The organism is Psychrobacter coccoides (genome assembly GCF_017498085.1).
Lineage (GTDB): Bacteria > Pseudomonadota > Gammaproteobacteria > Pseudomonadales > Moraxellaceae > Psychrobacter > Psychrobacter coccoides.
Genome location: NZ_JAGBKM010000020.1, coordinates 42,622 through 63,807 on the forward strand (window position 1 = coordinate 42,622; position 21,186 = coordinate 63,807).

Below are 21,186 nucleotides of genomic sequence, written 5' to 3' on the forward strand. Positions count from 1 at the left end.
ACAAGGAAAATAGCGCAGATAATATCGAGATATTACCTAGCTATTTAACGCTGTTTGGCAAGATTTAGCCATTTTTAGCCCATTTAGGTATCCTTCGATTGAATTGAGGACACGCCCTAGAGTAGCCTGTGATGGTTAATTGCTTAGTAAGTTTATGCCCAGCGCCTATTATGCAATAACACCACATCATTGGATAACGCTATGTTGTAATTTTTACTTACAATATTACTAGAACCAGTTGCTCTTGATGACATATAGAAGCGAAAAATACTGGCAGCAAGTGCGCTAAACTTTATACCGCTCAGCACTATGACCAATCGGCAGTTGATGGTGAGTAAATCCTTGCTGCTTACTCTTAGGTTTCCTAATTGATGTTATACTAAAGCGACTATTATAGTTTTAAAAACAGCTAAACCACTTTGAGCGCACTATTTTTGCGCAAAACTTAGCGTTATCAAGCCTTAGCTTCATCATGAATGAGCTTGCCATAAGTACTGATAACTTGACAGTTCATTGAGTACTGATTGATAACAGCGTTTGCAACAGGATTTAATTGTTTGAGGTTTTTTACCCAAACTTAATTCTAGCAAGGCTTTTTAAAGGGATGCCAGCGACATCTGTTGGTATCTCTCTTCAAAAACTTTTATTCGGATTGATATCAATCCTCCAAATTTTAATTGTGATACTTATAGGAACAATAACAATGTCAAAAGACACTACTACCACTAACCTGACAGCAGAAAACCCTGCTGGGGAAAATACCATAATACCCAAGGCTGTGACCTTTGCTTTAGCACAGTCACATTTTTTAGTCGGAGACATCACTGCCAATGCAGATAAAATGCGTCAGCTCGCTATTGAAGCACGTGGGCAAGGTGCCGACGTTATTATCTTCCCAGAGTTGGCCCTACTAGGCTACCCACCACAAGATTTATTACTAAGACCGAGCTTGTCTGGCCGAGTCAAAAGCGCCCTATCAGCCCTTAGTGATATCGAAGACATCGTCATGATCGTCGGCTATCCGCACGTCGATCATCATGGCACCTTTAACTCTGCTGCCATATTACATAATGGTCATCAAAAGGGTTTTTATCATAAGCAGTTTTTGCCAAACTATGGAGTGTTTGATGAGCGCCGCTACTTTGATAAGGGTCGCAATCAGGTACTGTTTGACTATAAAGGCATCACTATCGGCCTGCTGATCTGTGAAGACTTGTGGGAAAAAACACCCATTTCTGACTTAAAACAGCAAGGTGCAGATCTTATTGTTTGTTTAAATGCCTCACCGTTTGAGACCGATAAACAAGACACCCGAAAGGCCATGCTAGCCAAACGCAGCTCTGAACATAAGCTGCCTATCGTCTATGTCAATGCGGTCGGTGGTCAAGACGACTTGGTCTTCGATGGCGGCTCGATGGTGACTCAAGCCGATGGCACGATCGCTCATGAAGCGTCACGTTTTTTAGATCAGCTGATGCTAACGACTTTGGATGTTGAGACCCTCAAGTTTGACAGCCAAGCCAAAGCGCCATTATCGCTCAGTCGTGAGTCAGAGATGTATCAAGCCTTGGTCGTGGGCCTGCGGGACTATGTCAATCATTCAGGATTTACAGGAGTGATCATCGGGCTCTCAGGCGGTATCGACTCTGCACTCACTTTATGTATCGCTGTCGATGCATTGGGCTCTGACAAAGTCTATGCTGTGATGATGCCTTATGAGTATACATCCAAAATCAGTCTAGAAGATGCCCAAGCACAAGCACGCCGCTTGAATGTGTCTTATACGGTCTGCCCTATCTTTGACGCTGTAGAAGGTATCCGTCATACCCTTGCGCCTTTATTCAACCAATCTCCTGCCGATACTACTGAAGAAAACATTCAGGCTCGGGCACGTGGTGTGATTCTCATGGCTCTCTCCAATAAGTTTGGCCATCTCGTCCTCACTACTGGCAACAAATCAGAGTTGGCGGTCGGCTACTCTACTTTGTATGGTGATATGGCAGGCGGATTTGATGTGCTCAAAGACGTCTATAAATCACAAGTCTATAATCTGGCCAGCTATCGTAATCGTTTGGAAGATACGCCTGTGATTCCTGAACGGGTCATCACTCGTCCGCCTTCAGCCGAGCTGCGCCCCGATCAAAAGGACCAAGACAGCCTCCCTGATTATGAAGTGCTAGATGGTATTTTGAGCCTATATATCGATGAAGATATGGGCTACCAAGATATCATCGATAAAGGCTTCGATGCTGCTATGGTCGGCAAAATCATCAAGATGGTCGATAACAGCGAATATAAACGTCTGCAAGCACCCATTGGCACCAAAATCAGTCACAAAGCCTTTGGCCGTGAGCGCCGTTATCCTTTGGTCAACAAATGGTCTGTTGAAGGTTAACTCCACACCTCTCTGCCACCTAAAACCACAAAGTGTGGCAGGCTGAGTGTGGTCGCATTATAATTCTCATGTTTTTATTAGCTGGGTGTATGCCCAGCTTTTTTATTATCTATCTTTCTAGTTATCAAACCTATTGCTATAGGTTGATGGTTTATCCTATCTGTTTTTATCCGAGTATGTCATGAGTTTGCTATCTGCTAGTCTCTATCTTCTATTATTACTGGCTCTAAGCGCTTTTGTTTCTGGTGCTGAGATTGCCATTGCCGCTGGTCGCAAAATCAAGCTGCAAATTATGGCCAAGGAAGGCGAAGTTCGTGCTTTAGATGTTCTTAAAATGCAAGACAACCCAGGCAGCTTTATTACTGTGGTTCAAATCGTTCTCAACGCAGTCGCTATCTCGGCTGGGGCTGTCGGTGAGTCGGCAATCAGCCCCTACTTACAGCTACTGATCAAACATGAAGCTGCCTCATCCATCATCTCTTTTGTCTTGATTACCAGTTTATTTTCACTGCTTGCTGATCTGATGCCCAGACGTTTGGCGATGTTAAATCCTGAGGGTATTGCGGTAAAACTAGTACGCCCCATGATGATGATGACTTTTATCTTTAAACCCATTATTTTTGTCTTTGATGGCGCCGCAAACGTACTGTTTAAGCTTTTGGGTGTCTCGACCATCCGCCAAGATGATATCACCCCAGAAGACATCTATGCAGTGATGGATGCTGGTGCTGAGGCTGGGGTTCTCAAAAAACAAGAGCATCATTTGATTGAAAACATCTTTGAGATGCAAGAACGTACCGTAACCTCAGTGATGAACCCTCGAGAACATGTGGTGTATTTTGATACTCAGGCGACGACTGAAGCAGTCGTCAAAGTCATGATCAAACAGCCACACAATAAGTTTTTGGTTTGTAAGGATGATGATCTAGAACAAATCATTGGTTATGTAGAGTCCCGCAGCTTTTTGGCTTTAGTGCTTGAACATCAAGACGTCAGCCTGACAGACAATACCCTGTTAAAGCCTGCGCTTTTTATCCCAAACACTTTATCACTGTTTGAAGTATTAGAAACGTTTAAGTCTACTGGGGCAGATTTTGCCGTTATCGTCAATGAATATGCGTTGGTGGTGGGCGTCATTACCTTAAGAGACGTCATGAGTATCGTGATGGGTGAACTGGTCACCTTACCAGAACAACCCATCGTTCAGCGTACGGATAATTCATGGTTAGTCGACGGTATGACACCTATCGAAGATGTGGTGCGGGCGCTAGGGATTGTAGATTTACCACGCAGCCAGCACTATGAGACTATCAGTGGCTTTATGATGTATATGCTACGAAAAATACCCAAAAAGACCGACTCTATCGATTATGCCAACTATCACTTTGAGATACTTGCTACTGATCACTTAAAGATCAATCAGCTGCTGGTCACTAAGTTTGATGAGGTGGCCTGACACCCTCTTTCGCCATCTCTTTCAGTAGCCTTATGGAAGGCTCAATAACCTCTAATTACGTGCCCCAAATATGGCGCTACCAACACGCACCATGGTAGCCCCATGAGCAATCGCTGCGGTCATATCACCACTCATGCCCATGCTTAGCGTATCCCATGCCCTGAGCTCTGGATGCACTTTTTTAATATCATCAAACAGCTGTTTGGTACGGGCAAAGGCATCTGTATCTGCTTGCGCTGGAATAATCATCAGACCACGCAACTGCAAGCGCTCATACTCCATAATGGTCGCTACTAACTCAGGCAGCGCCTCAGGCAGACAACCAGACTTGCTGTCTTCATTGTCAATATTGACTTGGATCAATACATTAAGCGGTGCCAAATCATCAGGGCGCTGGTTGTGTAGGCGCTTGGCAATGATATCCCGCTCTACGGTTTGCACCCAGTCAAAATTCTCAGCGATATCTCGGGTTTTATTGCGCTGAATATGACCGATGTAATGCCATACAATGTGCGTTGCTTCTGCTCTTTTCTGTAAGGCCTTTATTTTTTCAAGGGCTTCTTGTAGGTAGTTTTCACCGAAATCACGCTGTCCTTGTTTGGCTAAGAAGGCGATCATTTCAGCAGGCTTGGTCTTTGAGACGGCCAGTAAGTCAACACCGCCGTTCTCTCTGCCTTTTGCGTTGGTACACGCTTCCATGACTTGATGATTCACCTGTTGCCAATGGTCAAGTAAATTCTGCTCATCAAAATGATTTGTCATATTACTATTTGTAACCTCGTCATAAATCCGGTTTTTAGAGTGAAATATAAAGGCTCAGTTAACTTTTTACATAATCACAGATGGACACTGAGTATTTTGCATTAAATCTCGATAGTAGATGGTTAAACATCAATAGTCTTGTTATGATATTGTTACATGATTTAACAGTTAACGCTGATTATAGTAAGGAATATGACCAGCAACTCAATCTCATTTTTCATTAATCGATGGTTCATGCTTATCTTAACGTATTTCTACCCATTTTATATCGCAGGAACCGCTAGCCCGTCAGATACATTTATCTACTTTGACTATTAGGAATGCACAACCATGACTGAAAAGAGCCATTTAAGCATCGAAGATTTATTGCGATTCACTGTCAAGCACAAGGCCTCAGATTTGCACCTGTCTTCTGGTATGCCAGCTGTGATTCGAGTCGATGGCGAGATAACACGCATCAACATGCCCGCCATGAGTCATCAGGTGGTTCATCAGCTGATCTACGACATCATGAATGACAAACAACGGGCTGATTTTGAAGAGTTCTTTGAGACAGACTTTTCTTTTGAGATTCCGAACCTAGCCCGCTTTCGGGTCAACGCTTTTAACCAAAACCGTGGCGCTGGCGCAGTATTTCGTACGATTCCATCAGAAGTGCTCACCTTAGATGACTTGGGTATGGGCGAAGTTTTTAAACGGGTATCAGACTTTAAGCGTGGTGTGGTGTTGGTGACCGGCCCTACCGGCTCTGGTAAGTCAACGACCTTAGCGGCCATGATTGACTATATTAACGATACCCGTAAAGAGCATATTTTAACCATCGAAGATCCTATCGAGTTTGTTCACGAATCCAAAAAAAGCCTAATCAACCAGCGTGAAGTCCACCGTGATACCTTAGGGTTTGAGCCTGCACTGCGCTCAGCACTGCGTGAAGATCCAGATGTGATCTTGGTTGGTGAGCTACGTGATCTTGAGACCATTCGTCTGGCTTTGACCGCTGCCGAAACGGGTCACTTGGTCTTTGGTACCTTGCACACCAGCTCTGCTGCCAAAACCATCGACCGAGTGATTGATGTCTTTCCTGCCTCCGAAAAAGACATGATCCGTGCGATGTTATCAGAGTCGCTACAGGCTGTCATCTCACAGACGCTCTTACGCAGACAAACTGGCGGACGAGTAGCGGCGCACGAAATCATGTTAGGCACACCGGCCATTCGTAACCTCATCCGCGAAAACAAAGTAGCACAGATGTACTCATCTATCCAAACCGGCGCAGGTGACGGTATGATCACGCTCGATCAGTCGCTGAAAAACTTGGTGTCAAAAGGCACGATTCATAAAGACGTTGCAAGGCCATATGCCAAACAGCCTGATGACTTTATCTAGCGCTAATCATGAAATTTTACTTAATAACATCATTTTAATATAGGCTTGCTATGGACTTCGATAAACTGCTACAACTCATGATAAGAAAGAATGGTTCTGACTTATTTATCACAGCCAATGTGGCGCCTTCGATGAAGATAAATGGCAAAATCTTACCAATAGGCCAAACCCCACTGAGCGCTGAAAAAACCATGCTATTGGTTAAAAGCATCATGACAGAGGCGCAAAAAAAAGAATTTGATGACACCCACGAGTGTCAATTTGCCATTTCAGATAAGGCGCAGCAGGCACGTTTTCGAGTCAGTGCTTTTATCCAACGGGATATGGCGGCCATGGTATTACGAAAAATCGAAACCAAAATCCCAACACTAGAAGAGCTTAATTTGCCGCCTTCACTGAAAGAGCTGGCAATGAAAAAACGAGGTATCGTCCTACTCGTCGGTGCTACAGGTACCGGCAAGTCGACGACCCTGGCCTCGATGATAGGTCATCGTAATAAAAACTCTCAAGGGCATATCATCAGTATCGAAGATCCGATAGAGTTCGTACATGAGCATCAAGGCTGTATTATTACCCAGCGAGAAGTTGGCATTGATACCTTATCATTTGAGGCAGGGCTAAAAAACACACTGCGCCAAGCACCTGATGTTATTTTGATTGGTGAGATTCGTAACCGTGAGGTGATGAGCTATGCCATTCAATATGCCGAAACCGGACATTTGGTATTTGCTACCCTGCACGCCAACAACGCAAACCAAGCCATTGATCGTATCATTCATTTTTTTGAGAGTGACCGTCATAGCCAGCTGTTTATGGACCTCTCACTTAACCTAAAAGCGGTCATCGCTCAGCAGCTTATTCCTACGCCTGACGGTAAGGGGCGCCGTGCTGCCATCGAAATTTTGCTCAATTCACAGCTGATTAGCGACTATATTCGTAAAGGCGAACTGCACGAAATCAAAGATGTCATGACCCGCTCACGTGATAGTGGCATGCAGACCTTTGACCAAGCTTTGTTTGACCTATACGAAAACGGTGACATCACTTATGACGACGCTATAAAGCACGCTGACTCACCAAACGATGTGCGCCTAAAAATCAAACTCTATAGTAAAAACAGCACGGCTGATGTAGACGAAAACGCCAATAGCTTATCTTTAGATATGCGTTAGTAGCGCCTTATCAGTCAAAAAAAGAGCGCTCACTTATGAGCGCTCTTTTGCTTTGCATCGCAAATATAGTTTGAAAAGCAGACCCAAGCTTCTTACTTGGCACTGTCCTTACATTCTTGATTGTCACAGATACCATAAAGCACCAATGAATGACCAGACAGAGTAAACCCGAACTCTTCTGCAACCTTTACCTGCTGCTCTTCGATAATGGAGTTACGGAACTCCACAATCTTACCGCAGATATCACAAACAAGATGATCGTGATGCTCTTCTTGCGTGATCTCAAACACGGATAGATTGTTTTCAAAATTGTGACGCTCGACGATACCCGCTTGTTCAAATTGAGTCAGCACTCGGTAAACTGTGGCTAGACCCACATCTTCACCTTGCTCGATGAGCGCCTTGTACACCTCTTCTGCACTCATATGATGCAGCTCAGCGTTTTCAAGCAGCTCCAAAATCTTGATACGGGGTAAGGTTACTTTCAATCCCGCTTTACGTAGTTCTTGATTTGATAAAGAAGCCATGATATCCCTTATGACTGTTAAAGTCTTAGCAAAAAATAAAAAATAAAAGAAGCCACTGGTAGTCAGTCATGATAGTCAATGTATACCTAAAAGCAATAGCAACTGCTCTGTATAGTCATACTGTACCGTCACTTAAAACCACTCACTCATACTACTGCAAGCCTATGAATTTACAATATAAATGCTAAATTACGTCAGGTAGTAATTAGTAAATAATGTCGTAAGTGGTAGGCAATTGCAAGTAAATGACGTATCATTTATCCAAGATTGCTAGCAGGACAGGCAGCCTCTGTCCTTAGCTGCGCCTAACCCATTATTTACGAGTCATCTTATCATGATAAAGCCATTAACTTCTCTATCGCTCACCTTAAGCATACCTGACCCGGCAAAAACTCTACGTAAACTTATGATTACTGCCACCCTTGGTGCGACTGTTGCTCTATCGGGTTGCTCGTTATTTAGTGTGTATAAGATTGACCTTCCTCAGGGCACACCTATCACACAGACCCAAGCGCAAAAGCTACAGGTGGGCATGAATCAAAACCAAGTGTTATATATCTTAGGCAGTCCAGCCATCAGAGATACCTTGGCGCCGAATCGCTGGGACTATATTTATGACTATCAGGCAGGCACTCAAGGGGAACGTGATGGTATTGCAGATGTCAAAAACGCCAGCCAACATCTGATCATTTACTTTGATGACAGTGGCATCGTGAATCGCATTGAAGGTATTGAGTCGCTCCCTGAGTCTTAAGCACCGTATTTCCGCCATTCACTGTTGTTTGCCTCTTTTTTTGCGCTGTGACATAGGATCAGCGCTCAAGCTACGATACACCTCTATGCGATCTAGCGGCTGCAAAATATAGCTCAGCGGCTGCTTTTGTGCATAAACACCGACATGCCAGCGCTTAGCCGCTGGCGTTTTGATGTCTACCACTTGCTTACACCATGCGGCCAATTCAGGGAATTGAGCCAGCCAGCCAGCTTGTGCCAATGCTTGATACAAAGTCATACCAGCATCCACTTGCAGTGTTAGATAGTGTTGGCGCCGCTCATTTTCAGCATACGCCAAATACACAGTTATCGTGTCTGTCACCCTTGGTGACTCAAGTGATGTCTGAGTGTTTTGCATTAGCTTAACCACTGCATCATCCAGCCTATGAGCGCCAGTATCAATGCCAAAGGCACAACCAGACGAATGGCCACTCGCCATAAATTATACAGTGCTTCATTGCTGAAGTTCAGCGACTTGCGTAGATGGCTGATCTTCATACGCCAGCCAGCGAATACAGATAATAAAAACACCGCTATACTGCTAATAATGACCAACAGACCAACCAACCATGCCGTTGGGATTATAACGACTAACAACACGCCCAGTGCCAAGGTTATGAGTAAGCTGATCAACAACCCAAACTTATGCGCCAACTGCTGAGCGCTATAATGCAGTAGATAGCTGGCAACAAACACTACGCCCACCCAATATAGCAACTGCCCAATAGGCGGTAGTGTCAAACCACTGATAAATAATGCAACCACCCCTACGAGCAGCTGTAATATCCAGATAGGCAGCACGAGCTTGGTAGCACGGTAAGCGCTTTCTGATTTGGACACCCGTGAGCCATGGGCATGAAGATTGCCCGCTTCTAGCGCCGTCAAATCCTGTCTTGTCACCAGATGCTGACCGAACCAATAAAGACCTGTCCCTGCACCCACGCTCACCAAGGCCAGTGCAACCGCTCGGGCCCACTCAGCAAGACTGACATCCGTCATGGCAAAATGCACTTGTGGTAAGCCGTTGGCGACGCCCATCACCAAACCCAGAATCATCAGCCCCAAACCTATTGGCAATGGCGCCACACCAAGCAAGCTTAAAAGTAGCGCAATCACCATAAGCGCTGCAGCAACGGCAAAGCTGGGTAAGTTTGCTGCCGTACCAAGCTCAGTCAAAGCAGACAACATCCCGCTACTTGCGCCCGATATCACCAAGGCAGCGATGACGATGGCTACCACTGCAGCCAGCCAGCCAAAGCTACGCCATAACGGACTGGCATCCGCCTCACGGGTGAGCTTTTGCATACCTGCTAAGGGCGCATCTACACTGCGATAAGCCAGTGCAATCTCTGCATAAACGACCGGCAGCGAGACCAGCAGCATGGCCAACAACCACAGCAACCAAAAGTCGATCTCGCCAATTGAGGCGGGTGCAAACCAACGAAATAATAATAATGGCAATAATGCTGCCATAAAATAAGAAGCATAGCGGATCATCATAATCTTAATCCAAACGATTTAAAGTTAATGATATTTTAAAATGACTCATTGTAGCAGTATGCAAAGCCTATCTATAGCCAACTCAATATAAAAGAGATAAGCCATTGGGTTTATATTTAGTGTGCCTTAGCTATATAGTCAAGCAATTTTAAAATCGCTACAAGGCGACCGACCGCAGATAGTACACTAAGTACATCTAGGGCGAGTAACACCGTAGCGGTTTAAAAGTACTCCGACTATAGCTGACGAGATAGACCCTACACTATAGGAGTCAAACAGCAATAAAAAAACCCCGAAAACGGGGTTTAATAACGAAACGACAAGCCGTTAGTGAATTGCACTGATATAATCTGACAGGATACGGATATCACGATCTGATAGACGCGCAGCAACTGTCTGCATCATACCTACTTCGCCCTCCTTATCCGCATCATTAATACGCTTTTGCTCATCACTGGTGATGTCATCTTCACGGCCAGCAGCACGGAATAACTTGAGCTGAGTGGCGATATACTCAGCATGCTGTCCACCTAAACGTGGAAAAGCTGCCCAGTCATTGCCCGCAGCATCAGGCCCATGACAGCCGGCGCAGCCAATTACCCCACGAGATTTATCACCGCCCAGATATAGCTTGGTCGCGTCCTGAACGGTCACAGGGTCAGCGTAGCCAACGTTCCACACAGGCTGCTCAGCATAATATCCTGCGACGTCAGCCAAGTCTTGCTGTGATAGGTTGGCAATCTGCGACTGCATGATGCCGTTTTTGCGGTATCCCGTCTTATAGTCGATCAATTGTTTGTATAGATATTTGACATTCTGACCACCCAGATTTGGCTGGGATGGAACGGGACTAATGCCATTCATGCCATGACAGGCGGCACAGACCGACTCAACGATTTGTTTACCTGCATTAGCATCATATTCAGGAACAGTAGTAACAGCTTGTACGCTGAAACTTGCAACACATAAGCTGGCGGCAGCGATTAACTTTTTCATTGATACAGATCCTACTAACTCGACGTAAGTATTGTCTAGATTGATTGTATTCACAAGACACCCACTATACATAGTCTCAGCTATAATAAGTAGCGAGATAAGGCTCATCGCTGGGGTCTTAATCACAAGCAGCCTGAAAGTACTTACTAATATCAGGGTTTATTTGCGATTATTATAGCAAGACTTTATAGGATTTGCCTACTTAATCACAGTATCTGGTTATTTTTCTATATACAAGGTATGTATAAAGATAGTGTTCATGGCCCTATCTCGTCATATAAACCTAGAGGTTAAACCCCAGACGGTCATTTGCTCATGTATTCAATCAATTGACGATACTCTTCTTCGCTACCATTGTCGTGTAGGCCGCCGGCTGGCATTTGAGGCATGCCGCTTTTGACAGAGTTTACCAGCCCATCCATACCTTTTTGTTGAATGAGTCTTTGCCAAGTATCACGGTCGCCTTTTTTTGGTGCGTTCAATGCGCCAGTATCATGACAAGCAGCGCATGAATTGTTATAGATGGTTGCTATGTTGTTTGCTGCAGCGCCACTGTTTGTCATAGCGATACTGAGTATAAGCAGTGGTGCAGCACGACCCGTTTTGGCCAAAAGCGTGTTTATTTTAAACATCTGACACCTCCTTTGATTGATGCGGTATAGGGTGTTAATCAACGACGGCTTACTTTATTATCATGTTGATTGATGACCTTATCGGCTTTTATGCTAGCAAATCATCTTTAATACAAGCCATCAGCGATGACTTAAGCTGAATACCACTATCATAGTAACAAAGTATGTCATAGCAATATAGCGTTTTCATGTTGTCATTAGCAGCATCTTTTGGCGCTTGTTTTGGTTTTTGTATAATTTTGCTCAGCAGCAGCGTACTTTAGTGTTATGCTGTCGTCACTATAATAGCGATAGTGATATCAGCAGGTGAATTATCATCTTGTCGGTCGCTGCATTTTATTTTTATCTTTTGATTGTCTATGAGTTCGTTATGAGTACCCCATACCAAGATATCGCTGCCAAGCATGCAGCCTTTAATACCAAAGCTCGTCAGCGCTTACAGCAGACTGAGTTTATGACCTCAGCGCCAACGTTTCGCCTTTGTCCGCCAGATGAGGGTTTAGAAGTTGCTTTTGCTGGTCGTTCAAATGCTGGTAAGTCTTCAGCCATCAATGCTTTGACCAATCAACGTCAGCTTGCCCGCTCATCAAAGACACCTGGCCGTACGCAAATGATTAACTTTTTTAGTGTCGGTGATACAGATACCAGATTGGTCGATCTCCCTGGCTATGGTTATGCGGCTGTACCACTTGAGATGAAAAAAGAATGGCAAGTCGAGCTTGAGGAGTATCTGGTATCGCGCGCAAGTTTGGCAGGTCTGGTGCTATTGACCGACATTCGCCATCCGCTAAAGTTTTTTGACGAGCAAATGCTGCATTGGGCCAAGGACGGTGAGCTACCTGTACATATACTCTTGACCAAAGCCGATAAACTTAAATATGGCGCTGCCAAAAACGCACTGCTCCATACCCGTCAAGAACTAAAGAAGCTAGGGCTGTCTTGTACGATTCAATTGTTTTCGGCGCTGAAAAAGGACGGTATCGATGAGCTGGCAGGAGTGATGGGCAACTGGTACCAATACCCGCTTGATGACGAACTAAACAACAATGACAAAGCCGCTGAGTAACGTCTTTTATGACCTTATACTGCTGCAAGCATACATCATGGCATGAGCATCGACCAATGCCTTGGTGAATCGACTCCCTTTAACACTGATACCGTACGGCTGAATGTTTTTTTAAAGCATTTATTGCTCTTGGGTTAGCAAGTCCACCAAGTCTTGCGGTGTCTCGACCTGATAGTTGGGGTGCTGGGCGGCAAGCGCTGCACTTGATGCTGTACCGTAGTTGACGGCGATACTGGTCATCCCCAACTGATTTGCCATTTGAATATCATAAATACTGTCCCCGACAAACACTGCCTGAGAAGTCCGCTGCTGGGTATGTACTAAGATATCCGTTAGCATCTGTGGATCAGGCTTTGACCCTGCTTCGTCGGCACAGCGAGTCATGACAAAATAATCATGGCTATCAGAGGCGTCCAATACCCTATCAAGGCCTTTTCGCTTTTTTCCCGTTGCAACTGCAAGCTGTTTGCCTTGCTGCTGTAGGGTTTGTAGCATCTCTTCGATAGAGTCAAACAAAGGCGTACGATGACTGTTGGCGATATAGTAATCTGCGTAGCTCTGCTGAATGGCAAGCTTTTGCTGCTTAGTCGCTTGCGGATATAAGATTTCAATGCCATTCATTAAGCTAAGGCCGATAATATCTTGTACCGCTTTATCCGTGGTCTGAAAGCCGTGCTCTTCTCCTGCTATATGCATAGACTCAACGATTAAGCCAATCGAGTCCATCAAAGTACCATCCCAATCAAAGATGATAAGCGTCTTATCTGCTAAGCTATGATCAGTTGATAAATCAGACCCCATAGCAGTAGAGCTCATGGGGCCAGAAGGCTTTGAACCCGTGTAATTTGGATACTCTCTCATACATTTACCTCAGAAAATCTCGGTAGATTCTGTTGTTTTAACAATCACCAAACCCTTAAGCCTACTTAGGCAGCTTAGCCTGCTCTGGTAACCAGTCTGCCATATCATCTGGCAACGGCGCTGTAATCGCTTCATAACCTGGAATATCCAAGCGCCATGCATGCAAACACAGACGATGGACGCCTGACTTGTCATGGACGTTGTATTTATCATCACCCAAGATAGCATGACCGATATGCGCCAAGTGCACACGGATTTGATGCGTACGCCCTGTCAGCGGCTTGGCTTCTATCAAGCTCACCGACTGATTGCTCATCTTAAACCGCTCGTGAACCTTAATGTCGGTTTGGCTTTCTTTGGCTTGCGGGTCCTGTACATCTACTTTGACACGGCGCTCACCGCTGGCCAGTGTATAGCGCAGTAGCGGCGCATCGATACGCTGCTCACCCATCACAGGCTGTCCATTGGCCAGACATAGATAATGCTTTTGAATGGTTTTGTCGACCAGATGCTGCTGCAAGGTCTTTAGCGCTGAACGCTTTTTAGAGATCATCAGCAGCCCTGAGGTGTCTTTATCGATACGATGTACCAGCTCAAGGTATTTTTTACCCGTCACTTCGCGCATGGCTTCGATGACGCCAAAGTCCAGGCCGCTACCTCCATGGACAGCAATCCCAGAGGGCTTATTGAGCACTAGCATGCCATCGTCCTCATAGACTATCCGTGCGAGTAAGCTGTTGGCAAACTCAGTACTGATGATTGGCTTTTCACGGGTCGCCAGCTGTACCGGTGCTATACGCACAATGTCTTCACGCTGCAATCTGTCATGGGCTTTACAGCGTTTGTTATTGACTCGAACCTCATCAGAACGAATCATTTTATAAATATGTGATTTTGGCAGCCCTTTGAGACGATTGAGTAGGAAATTATCTAAACGCTGGTCGTGTTGATGGCGAGTGACTTCAAGATAGTTCACTTTTTTAAAGTTGCCAATCTCGTCATCAGCGCTTTGCGGACGGGCTTTGCTATTAAATATCACCGGTGCTTCATGGGTGGGTGCATGGTCATTCATTGTTGAGTTTGTCATTTTTAGTTAGGTATTTACACAAAGATTTGCTATAGTTTAGCATGTTGAGCGCCAATTAAGCAGAGACTGCAGCAATATTAGTTATTGTTCATTATTGTGCGACTCATCATGTTTTTGGAGCAAGGTATTTGATTACTATCAGTATTTTGCTTGATAAAATGTTTTATTAACTAAATATATTCGTGTTGATAAGTTGAGCAAATGCGCTCATTTATTAAGCGATAACAGCACACAATTACTCATTTAACGCCTGACCACGACTTGATTTACAATCATTTTGGCATGTGCAGTTGAGCAAGTGATGGTAGTTCGATATCAAGGGTTGATCACTGCCTGAGGATCGGCGGTCAAACAGACCTATTAAGAGTTACATAAACCGACATACAACGCCGTAGTATAAACCGGCCATCTTTCTGTTTGCCGAGTACGCCCCGCTGAATACCAGCGCAGTGGCACTCATGATATCAGCTACCAAAATATTATAAATGTTGAAGATAATACGATAAAAAATATAGGTATAGCCATTCTAACAACCAACGCTAAAAACCAGAATAGCAAGGAAAACGAGTACAAGCCCTACGCCCTGTAGGCTAAGCGAGTTTGACCCGTTAATCATATTTTTTGGATTTGGTATTAGAACGACTAGACTGATTTACCTCATACTAAGCAAGACGCTGATGTTTGTATCATACTGGACTGACGCCTTAATACCCTCTTACAAAGCGTATTAAAATACTCAGTCAGAGCCAACATGAGCAAAACTGTGGAGTTTTTTGTAGCCTTACACCCTGCATCTGCTTCCACAACCCTAAGCTTTAGATATGAGAAGATAAAGTACGCTACTTTTAAACCAGCGCTAGCGAGCAAGTTATGACCAGCCGCCAAGATACGATCATGGTTGCGCTTGTTATTTATCTCTATTTATCTGAGCGTGACGCTCAACTAACATCTATATACCGCTGACCTCATTTAGCGGCACTAGCTTTACTGCCAAACCACTGATTGCTTCGGTTGTTTTTATATTAGCTGTTGCCCGTTTGGCGACGTGAAGACATCGTTAATGCTTTTAGAAGAAGCTTTACCCGCAGTTTTTCAGTATAAAGACCCGCTCGTCGTTGTTATGCGTACTCATAGGAACTGGTATGAAACGCATCTTAATTAACGCTACTCAAAACGAAGAAATTCGTGTTGCCCTTTGTAAAGGCAATCACCTGTACGACTTCGATCTCGAAAACCGTACCCGCGAACAGAAAAAATCCAACATTTATAAAGGCCACGTCACTCGTGTCGAACCTTCTTTAGAGGCGGTATTTGTAGAATATGGCTCACAGCGTCAAGGCTTTTTGCCGGTTCGTGAGATTTCTGCCGAATATCTAAGTGGCAACCCACGAGATGAAAACATCAAAAAGCTGATCAAAGAAGGTGATGAGCTGATCGTACAGGTCGAAAAAGAAGAGCGTGGCAACAAAGGCGCTGCGTTATCGACCTATGTCTCTCTAGCAGGCCGTTATCTGGTCTTGATGCCAAACAACCCTCGTGGCGGCGGTATCTCACGTCAAATCTCTGGCAAGCTACGTGAAGACATGAAGCGTATGCTAGGCAATCTCGACTTACCAAAGGGCATGAGTGTCATCATCCGTACCGCTGGTATCGGCAAAACGCAAGAAGATTTACAGCACGACCTCAATCATCTGCTCAACATCTGGCAAGCCATCCAAGAACAAAATAAAAAATACCCTTCTCCCCGTCTGGTGCATCAAGAAGCGGGCGTGGTCACTCGTGCCGTACGTGACTACTTACGTGATGATATCAGCGAGATTTGGATCGATAACGAAAACGCCTATATTGAGGCAGCAGGCTTCATCGAGGCAGTGATGCCAACACAAGCGGACAAGCTCCGTAAGTACACAGATTATGAGCCCATGTTTGCTCGCTTCAATGTCGAAAAACAAATCGAAACAGCCTATCAACGTGAGGTGCGTCTGCCTTCAGGTGGCTCTATCGTCATCGACCAGACCGAAGCTCTGGTATCAATCGACATCAACTCGGCCAAGTCAACCAAAGGCTCAGACGTCGCTGAAACCGCTTATCACACCAACTTGGAAGCCGCTGATGAGATCGCTCGTCAGCTGCGTCTGCGTGACATGGGCGGCCTTATCGTCATTGATTTCATTGATATGAATGATAATAAACACCAAAAAGAGGTGGAAAAACGTCTGGTCGATGCCACCAAATACGACCGTGCCCGTGTGCAATTTGGCGAGATATCAAAGTTTGGCTTGATGGAAATGAGTCGTCAGCGCTTGCGCCCTTCACTAGAAGAGTCGACAGGTTATATCTGCCCCCGCTGTCATGGTAACGGCATGATTCGTGACCTGCGCTCACTGTCTTTATCTATCATGCGTCAAATCGAACAAATCGCTCTAAAAGAGCGTCAAGGCGAGGTTCAGGCAGAAGTACCGACCGATATTGCCGCATTTATACTCAATGAAAAGCGCGACAGCCTCGTCTATTTAGAGCAAGACAGTGGTACTCGTATCACTATCTTGCCTCACGCTCATCTTGAGTCGCCAAACTTTAAACTCCATTTCAATCGTGACGGTTTTGCTCCGACCAGCTATGAGCGTATCACTGATACTCAGCAGCAAGAACATAGCGATCTTGGCTATGATGTAGACTGGCAAACCGCTGACGCTGAGCGCCCTGAGCAGCAGCCCACCCGTAAACCTCGCAAAGTCACGGCGCAGCAGTCCAACCAAACTAAAGGACGTGCACCATCAGCTGCCCAGACTTCGCCAAATCGTGAACCAACCACTGCTTCAGGCACCAAGGCTCACACCAAAGAGACACAAGTCTCGTCGTCACGTGCAGCGACCAACCACAGCCAAGGCCAACAAACGACCTCAGCGCCAGCAACCACGACGCCTGCAACCACTGCACCACCACAAGCCGTCGCTTGGTTATCAAACCTCTTTGCCCAAGCGCCGCAAGCACAAACAAGCGCTAGCGTCAGCAGTCGTGATGCTGCTGAAGCCATCGAAGCACTGGTCAATACAGGCGCTCAAAGCCTAGGGTCTTTTGGTCAGGTTGACAACAGCGCTCTGGCCCACGCTCAAAGTACCACCCCGACCAGTCAATCTTCAGACACTCACCTGCAGTCAGCCCAACAAAACGACAGCGATGATAATAATGACAGCAGCCATGACAAAGGGGATGATAAAAGAAGACGTAAATCACGCAAACCACGACCATCTAAATCACGTCCAAGAAAAGAACAACGTGATGACACGGCATCGTCCAATGGCAGAGCGGTGACGGCTGACAGCGACAAACAGACCAGTAGCCAAGATAAGCGTGAGACGAATAAGCGCAGTAGCGATCGTGGCCGTAATCGTCAAAACGACGAGCGTAATGACAAAAACCAGCAAGTCAGCAGTACTGATGAGCAAACGCCTGCTAAACGGAAAGCCCGCAGCAAGCGTGACTCACGGGGCAAGCTTGAGCGCGGCGAAACCCTTAGCGCTCCTGATAGCAAAAAGCAAAGCAGTTCATCGGCATCTGCCAGCAATAAGGCGCAGTCCAATGCTAAGCGCAGCCAAGACCCTAACGAAGTCACCTTGCAAGTCAATGAAGCCCCAACCAAGCTCAAAACAGCTGAAGTGGTGCATCTGTCTTTAGACGACAGTAAGGCAGACAAAGCAGCGGCAAAAGAAACAACGACGCAAGCTCATGTCGCCGCAGCAGACAAGCAGTCTGAGACTGGCAAGCCTAGCCACAAGCAAGCCACGGCTTCTACAGACGCTACGCCAGCTGATGCCAGCACTGACGAGCAGGCTCAGAACCGCTTGCCAGCTGATACAAAAACGGACAGCGTCAAAGACAGTGAGACAGCCAAGAGCAAAACCACTGAGAACAGCGCCGCCCAAGCGACTGCAGCCGTTACGGGTTCAGACGATCATGCTGAGTTTACCCTAACGCCTGAGGTCTTGTTTGCTGAGCGTTATGTCACTGCTCAGAAGTTTGGCCAAGCCAGCAACGATCCCCGTGTGGTACGCCAGCAACAAGCGTCAACAACTCAAGCCAACAGCACGCCAGCTCCAATGAGTGCGCCTACGATTCGTGGTACGGTTGGCGAGTTTATTCGTACTGTCATAGCTGATGCAGACAGTCGACTGCAAACTGATGGCGTGATTAGATGCTTTATCGACGCTATCGAAGCACAAGTACAGCCATCAGAGTCTGCGAAAACGCTGATTAATGACAATAGCAAAGCTGATGATGGGCCGTTTGACTTTAGCAACTATGGCTATGAGCCGTTGAGTGCAGATTATATCGCCCGTTTTGATGCTATGACCCAAGCCGTCAGTCAGTTTGCATTGGCACAAGGTAAAACTGAAGTAGCGCCACGTGCTATTAGCAAGCGTGCCAGTAACGACCCTCGTGGACAGCATCCTGACTATCAGTCAGAGCAGCCAAGCCAAGAGGTGCAGCCGCAAACGGACTTGGCATCTGAGACGGTCGCTAATGACACTCAAACAGACGTCGCTCAAGTCGATGCCACTCAAACCAGCGAGCAGATCGACGCTCATGACATTGATGCTCATGACATTGACGCTCATGACATTGACGCTCATGACATTGACGCTCATGACATTGACGCTCATGACATTGACGCTCATGATATAGAGGCTGATGCGCTAAGCAGTCAACAGCAAGCGGATAACATCACGACAGAAAGCGAGCAATTGCTAGAGGTAGAGCGAACCGGTATGGATGAGTCTGCAAAAGAAGAAGATTCAGCAGGCAAATCTAAAACCACCATTGCCAGTTATAAAAACATGATCGAAAATGTCGCAGAGCAGTTGCTGCCACAGACGGGGATGTTTAACCTGACGACGCCAAAGGTTCCTAAGGCTCGCAGCCGCAAACCCAAAGCGGAGCATAAAAAACCGTCACAAGCCGAAAAGGCACAGGACGATGCGGTAGAGACTGAGCGCTCAAACAGCGACAGCTGATATATGCTCGCAGCACGGTTAAGTATTAACTAAAAAAGCCCCAAAGTTGTCATAACTTTGGGGCTTTGCTGTTTTTATGCTGACCTAACTGTCTATAGTCAAGGGATTTTAAAATCGTTACAAGGCGACCGCAGATAGTACACTAAATACATCTAGGGCGGGTAACACCGTAGCGGTTTAAAAGTACTCCGACTATATAAAATGACAAACATATAAAATGAAAAACATCAGTGTGCCGAAGATGCGCCGTTATCACCACGTATCTTACCTATAATAGTAAAGATAGCCACGACCGCTGCACCGATGATAAAGCCAATCACACCATTTAAGAGGGCTGTAGTGACACTCTCAAAAATCCCCGTGAGGTGTGCTAAGTCCTCTACACCATCTTGTAAAAAGCCGATACCATGTACTAAGATGCCACCACCCACCAAAAACATGGCGAGCGTGCCAGCGATAGATAAAAACTTCATCAGCTTAGGCGCCGCAGTAAACAAAATCTCACCAACTTTTTGTTTAAAGTCACCTTCTTTGTCCATCATATGCAGTCCTGCATCATCGATCTTGACAATACCAGCCACCAAGCCATAAATACCGACGGTGATGGCGACAGCGATAATCGACAACACCAAGCCTTTTTGCATTAAAGTGGCACCTGAGGCTACTGCAGAGCCAAGTGCAATCACAATAATCTCAGCCGACAAAATAAAGTCTGTTCTAATGGCCCCTTTTATTTTTTGTTTCTCTAGGGCCACCAGATCTACGTTTTCGGCATTGGCCTGTAGACGAGCGTTTTGCTCTTCATCATGTGGCAGTAGGTGCGGCCAGAACCGATGTATGACCTTTTCTGCGCCCTCATAAGCCAAATACAAACCACCACACATTAATAAAAAAGTCACCAAAGGCGGATAGACAGCACTGATCAGCAGCGCTGCAGGCACAATAATAAGCTTGTTGACAAAAGAGCCCTTGGCCACTGCCCAAACGACTGGCAGCTCTCGACTCGCTTTAACCCCAGATACTTGCTCCGCATTGAGTGCCAAGTCATCAGCCAACACCCCTGTGGTTTTTTTGGCCGCCACTTTGGTCATGGCTGAGACATCATCTAAAATGACACTGATGTCATCAAGCAACATTAATAAACTACCACCTGCCATACGCCTTCCTCAACATACATTTATTTGGGATATTATCTGGCTACTTGGCGCCTAGATAAACCGTGTTTTTTTAGTGTACTAATAACGCCATACATAGATACAGACGCTGCTATTTATTGTAGACTATTTAGCCTGACTCATATGTGACATAGTAACAATGTATTTTGGTAACTGTGTAGGTTGTTTTTATTTTTTTTGTGTGACAAGTCTGCTGTGTAGCGTGTGTTGAACATCTGGGTTGTGTTGGGTATCACGGTATGACACTGTCATTTTATCATCTAGCGCCGTAAAACCCCGTCCTTCTAGGGCGTGGATATCAGGCGTCAACCGTTGTCACCTAAGATTAAACATGCCTTGATAACCAAACGCATTGAGATCATAATTAATCCATGAAAACGCT

General features: G+C 45.7%; 16 protein-coding genes. 7 read left to right on the forward strand and 9 right to left on the reverse strand.

What is annotated here, in order from left to right; all coding sequences use genetic code 11:
• The first annotated feature begins 703 nt into the window (after nt 1-703).
• Nucleotides 704-2,395, forward strand: coding sequence for an NAD+ synthase (locus tag J3492_RS10600; protein WP_207992024.1), 1,692 nt, complete (start codon nt 704-706; stop codon nt 2,393-2,395).
• Between the two features lie 181 nt (nt 2,396-2,576).
• The gene (gene paeA / locus J3492_RS10605; protein WP_207992025.1) at nt 2,577-3,851 is read left to right on the forward strand and encodes a polyamine export protein PaeA; all 1,275 of its coding nucleotides are present in this window, start codon (nt 2,577-2,579) and stop codon (nt 3,849-3,851) included.
• A 51-nt stretch (nt 3,852-3,902) separates the two neighbouring features.
• Here the strand turns inward: paeA and J3492_RS10610 are convergent, their stop codons facing one another.
• Nucleotides 3,903-4,613 carry a YggS family pyridoxal phosphate-dependent enzyme gene (locus J3492_RS10610; protein ID WP_207992026.1) on the reverse strand — a complete coding sequence of 237 codons (711 nt, stop codon included), beginning with the start codon at nt 4,611-4,613 and terminating at the stop codon, nt 3,903-3,905.
• A gap of 330 nt (nt 4,614-4,943) precedes the next feature.
• On the opposite strand from J3492_RS10610, the gene J3492_RS10615 reads away from it, so the two are divergent.
• Nucleotides 4,944-5,999, forward strand: coding sequence for a type IV pilus twitching motility protein PilT (locus tag J3492_RS10615; RefSeq protein ID WP_207992027.1), 1,056 nt, complete (start codon nt 4,944-4,946; stop codon nt 5,997-5,999).
• Between the two features lie 50 nt (nt 6,000-6,049).
• Entirely contained in the window at nt 6,050-7,171 is a 1,122-nt protein-coding gene (locus tag J3492_RS10620) for a PilT/PilU family type 4a pilus ATPase (RefSeq protein WP_207992028.1), read from the forward strand.
• Nucleotides 7,172-7,263: 92 nt separating this feature from the next.
• Here the strand turns inward: J3492_RS10620 and fur are convergent, their stop codons facing one another.
• Nucleotides 7,264-7,698 carry a ferric iron uptake transcriptional regulator gene (gene fur / locus J3492_RS10625; RefSeq protein ID WP_207992029.1) on the reverse strand — a complete coding sequence of 145 codons (435 nt, stop codon included), beginning with the start codon at nt 7,696-7,698 and terminating at the stop codon, nt 7,264-7,266.
• A 334-nt stretch (nt 7,699-8,032) separates the two neighbouring features.
• Here fur and J3492_RS10630 point away from each other — a divergent pair, with 334 nt between their 5' ends.
• Nucleotides 8,033-8,452, forward strand: coding sequence for an outer membrane protein assembly factor BamE (locus tag J3492_RS10630; RefSeq protein WP_207992030.1), 420 nt, complete (start codon nt 8,033-8,035; stop codon nt 8,450-8,452).
• 18 nt (nt 8,453-8,470) lie between these two features.
• Here J3492_RS10630 and J3492_RS10635 read toward each other — a convergent pair whose 3' ends face one another.
• From J3492_RS10635 to J3492_RS10650, 4 genes are all read right to left on the reverse strand, one after another.
• A complete protein-coding gene (locus J3492_RS10635) occupies nt 8,471-8,830 on the reverse strand; it encodes an RnfH family protein (protein WP_207992031.1) in 360 nt (119 codons plus the stop codon).
• Nucleotides 8,830-9,972 carry a hypothetical protein gene (locus tag J3492_RS10640; protein WP_207992032.1) on the reverse strand — a complete coding sequence of 381 codons (1,143 nt, stop codon included), beginning with the start codon at nt 9,970-9,972 and terminating at the stop codon, nt 8,830-8,832. Before J3492_RS10640 ends, J3492_RS10635 begins: the two co-directional genes overlap by 1 nt.
• A 327-nt stretch (nt 9,973-10,299) precedes the next feature.
• On the reverse strand, nt 10,300-10,968 hold the full coding sequence (locus J3492_RS10645; RefSeq protein WP_207992033.1) for a c-type cytochrome: 669 nt from the start codon (nt 10,966-10,968) through the stop codon (nt 10,300-10,302).
• Nucleotides 10,969-11,273: 305 nt separating this feature from the next.
• A complete protein-coding gene (locus J3492_RS10650; RefSeq protein ID WP_207992034.1) occupies nt 11,274-11,600 on the reverse strand; it encodes a c-type cytochrome in 327 nt (108 codons plus the stop codon).
• A 370-nt stretch (nt 11,601-11,970) separates the two neighbouring features.
• Here J3492_RS10650 and yihA point away from each other — a divergent pair, with 370 nt between their 5' ends.
• The gene (gene yihA, locus J3492_RS10655; RefSeq protein ID WP_207992035.1) at nt 11,971-12,666 is read left to right on the forward strand and encodes a ribosome biogenesis GTP-binding protein YihA/YsxC; all 696 of its coding nucleotides are present in this window, start codon (nt 11,971-11,973) and stop codon (nt 12,664-12,666) included.
• Between the two features lie 120 nt (nt 12,667-12,786).
• On the opposite strand, the gene J3492_RS10660 is transcribed toward yihA, so the two are convergent.
• Both J3492_RS10660 and J3492_RS10665 read right to left on the reverse strand, forming a co-directional pair.
• The gene (locus tag J3492_RS10660) at nt 12,787-13,482 is read right to left on the reverse strand and encodes an HAD family hydrolase (RefSeq protein ID WP_424108400.1); all 696 of its coding nucleotides are present in this window, start codon (nt 13,480-13,482) and stop codon (nt 12,787-12,789) included.
• A gap of 106 nt (nt 13,483-13,588) precedes the next feature.
• On the reverse strand, nt 13,589-14,599 hold the full coding sequence (locus J3492_RS10665) for an RluA family pseudouridine synthase (RefSeq protein ID WP_243453225.1): 1,011 nt from the start codon (nt 14,597-14,599) through the stop codon (nt 13,589-13,591).
• 1,157 nt (nt 14,600-15,756) lie between these two features.
• Between J3492_RS10665 and J3492_RS10670 the strand changes: the two genes are divergently transcribed.
• Nucleotides 15,757-19,629, forward strand: a complete 3,873-nt coding sequence (locus tag J3492_RS10670; RefSeq protein ID WP_207992037.1) for an Rne/Rng family ribonuclease — start codon at nt 15,757-15,759, stop codon at nt 19,627-19,629.
• A gap of 227 nt (nt 19,630-19,856) precedes the next feature.
• Here the strand turns inward: J3492_RS10670 and J3492_RS10675 are convergent, their stop codons facing one another.
• Nucleotides 19,857-20,786 (reverse strand): DUF808 domain-containing protein, encoded by a 930-nt coding sequence (locus J3492_RS10675; protein WP_207992038.1) that lies wholly within the window; start codon nt 20,784-20,786, stop codon nt 19,857-19,859.
• Between the last annotated feature and the right edge of the window lie 400 nt (nt 20,787-21,186).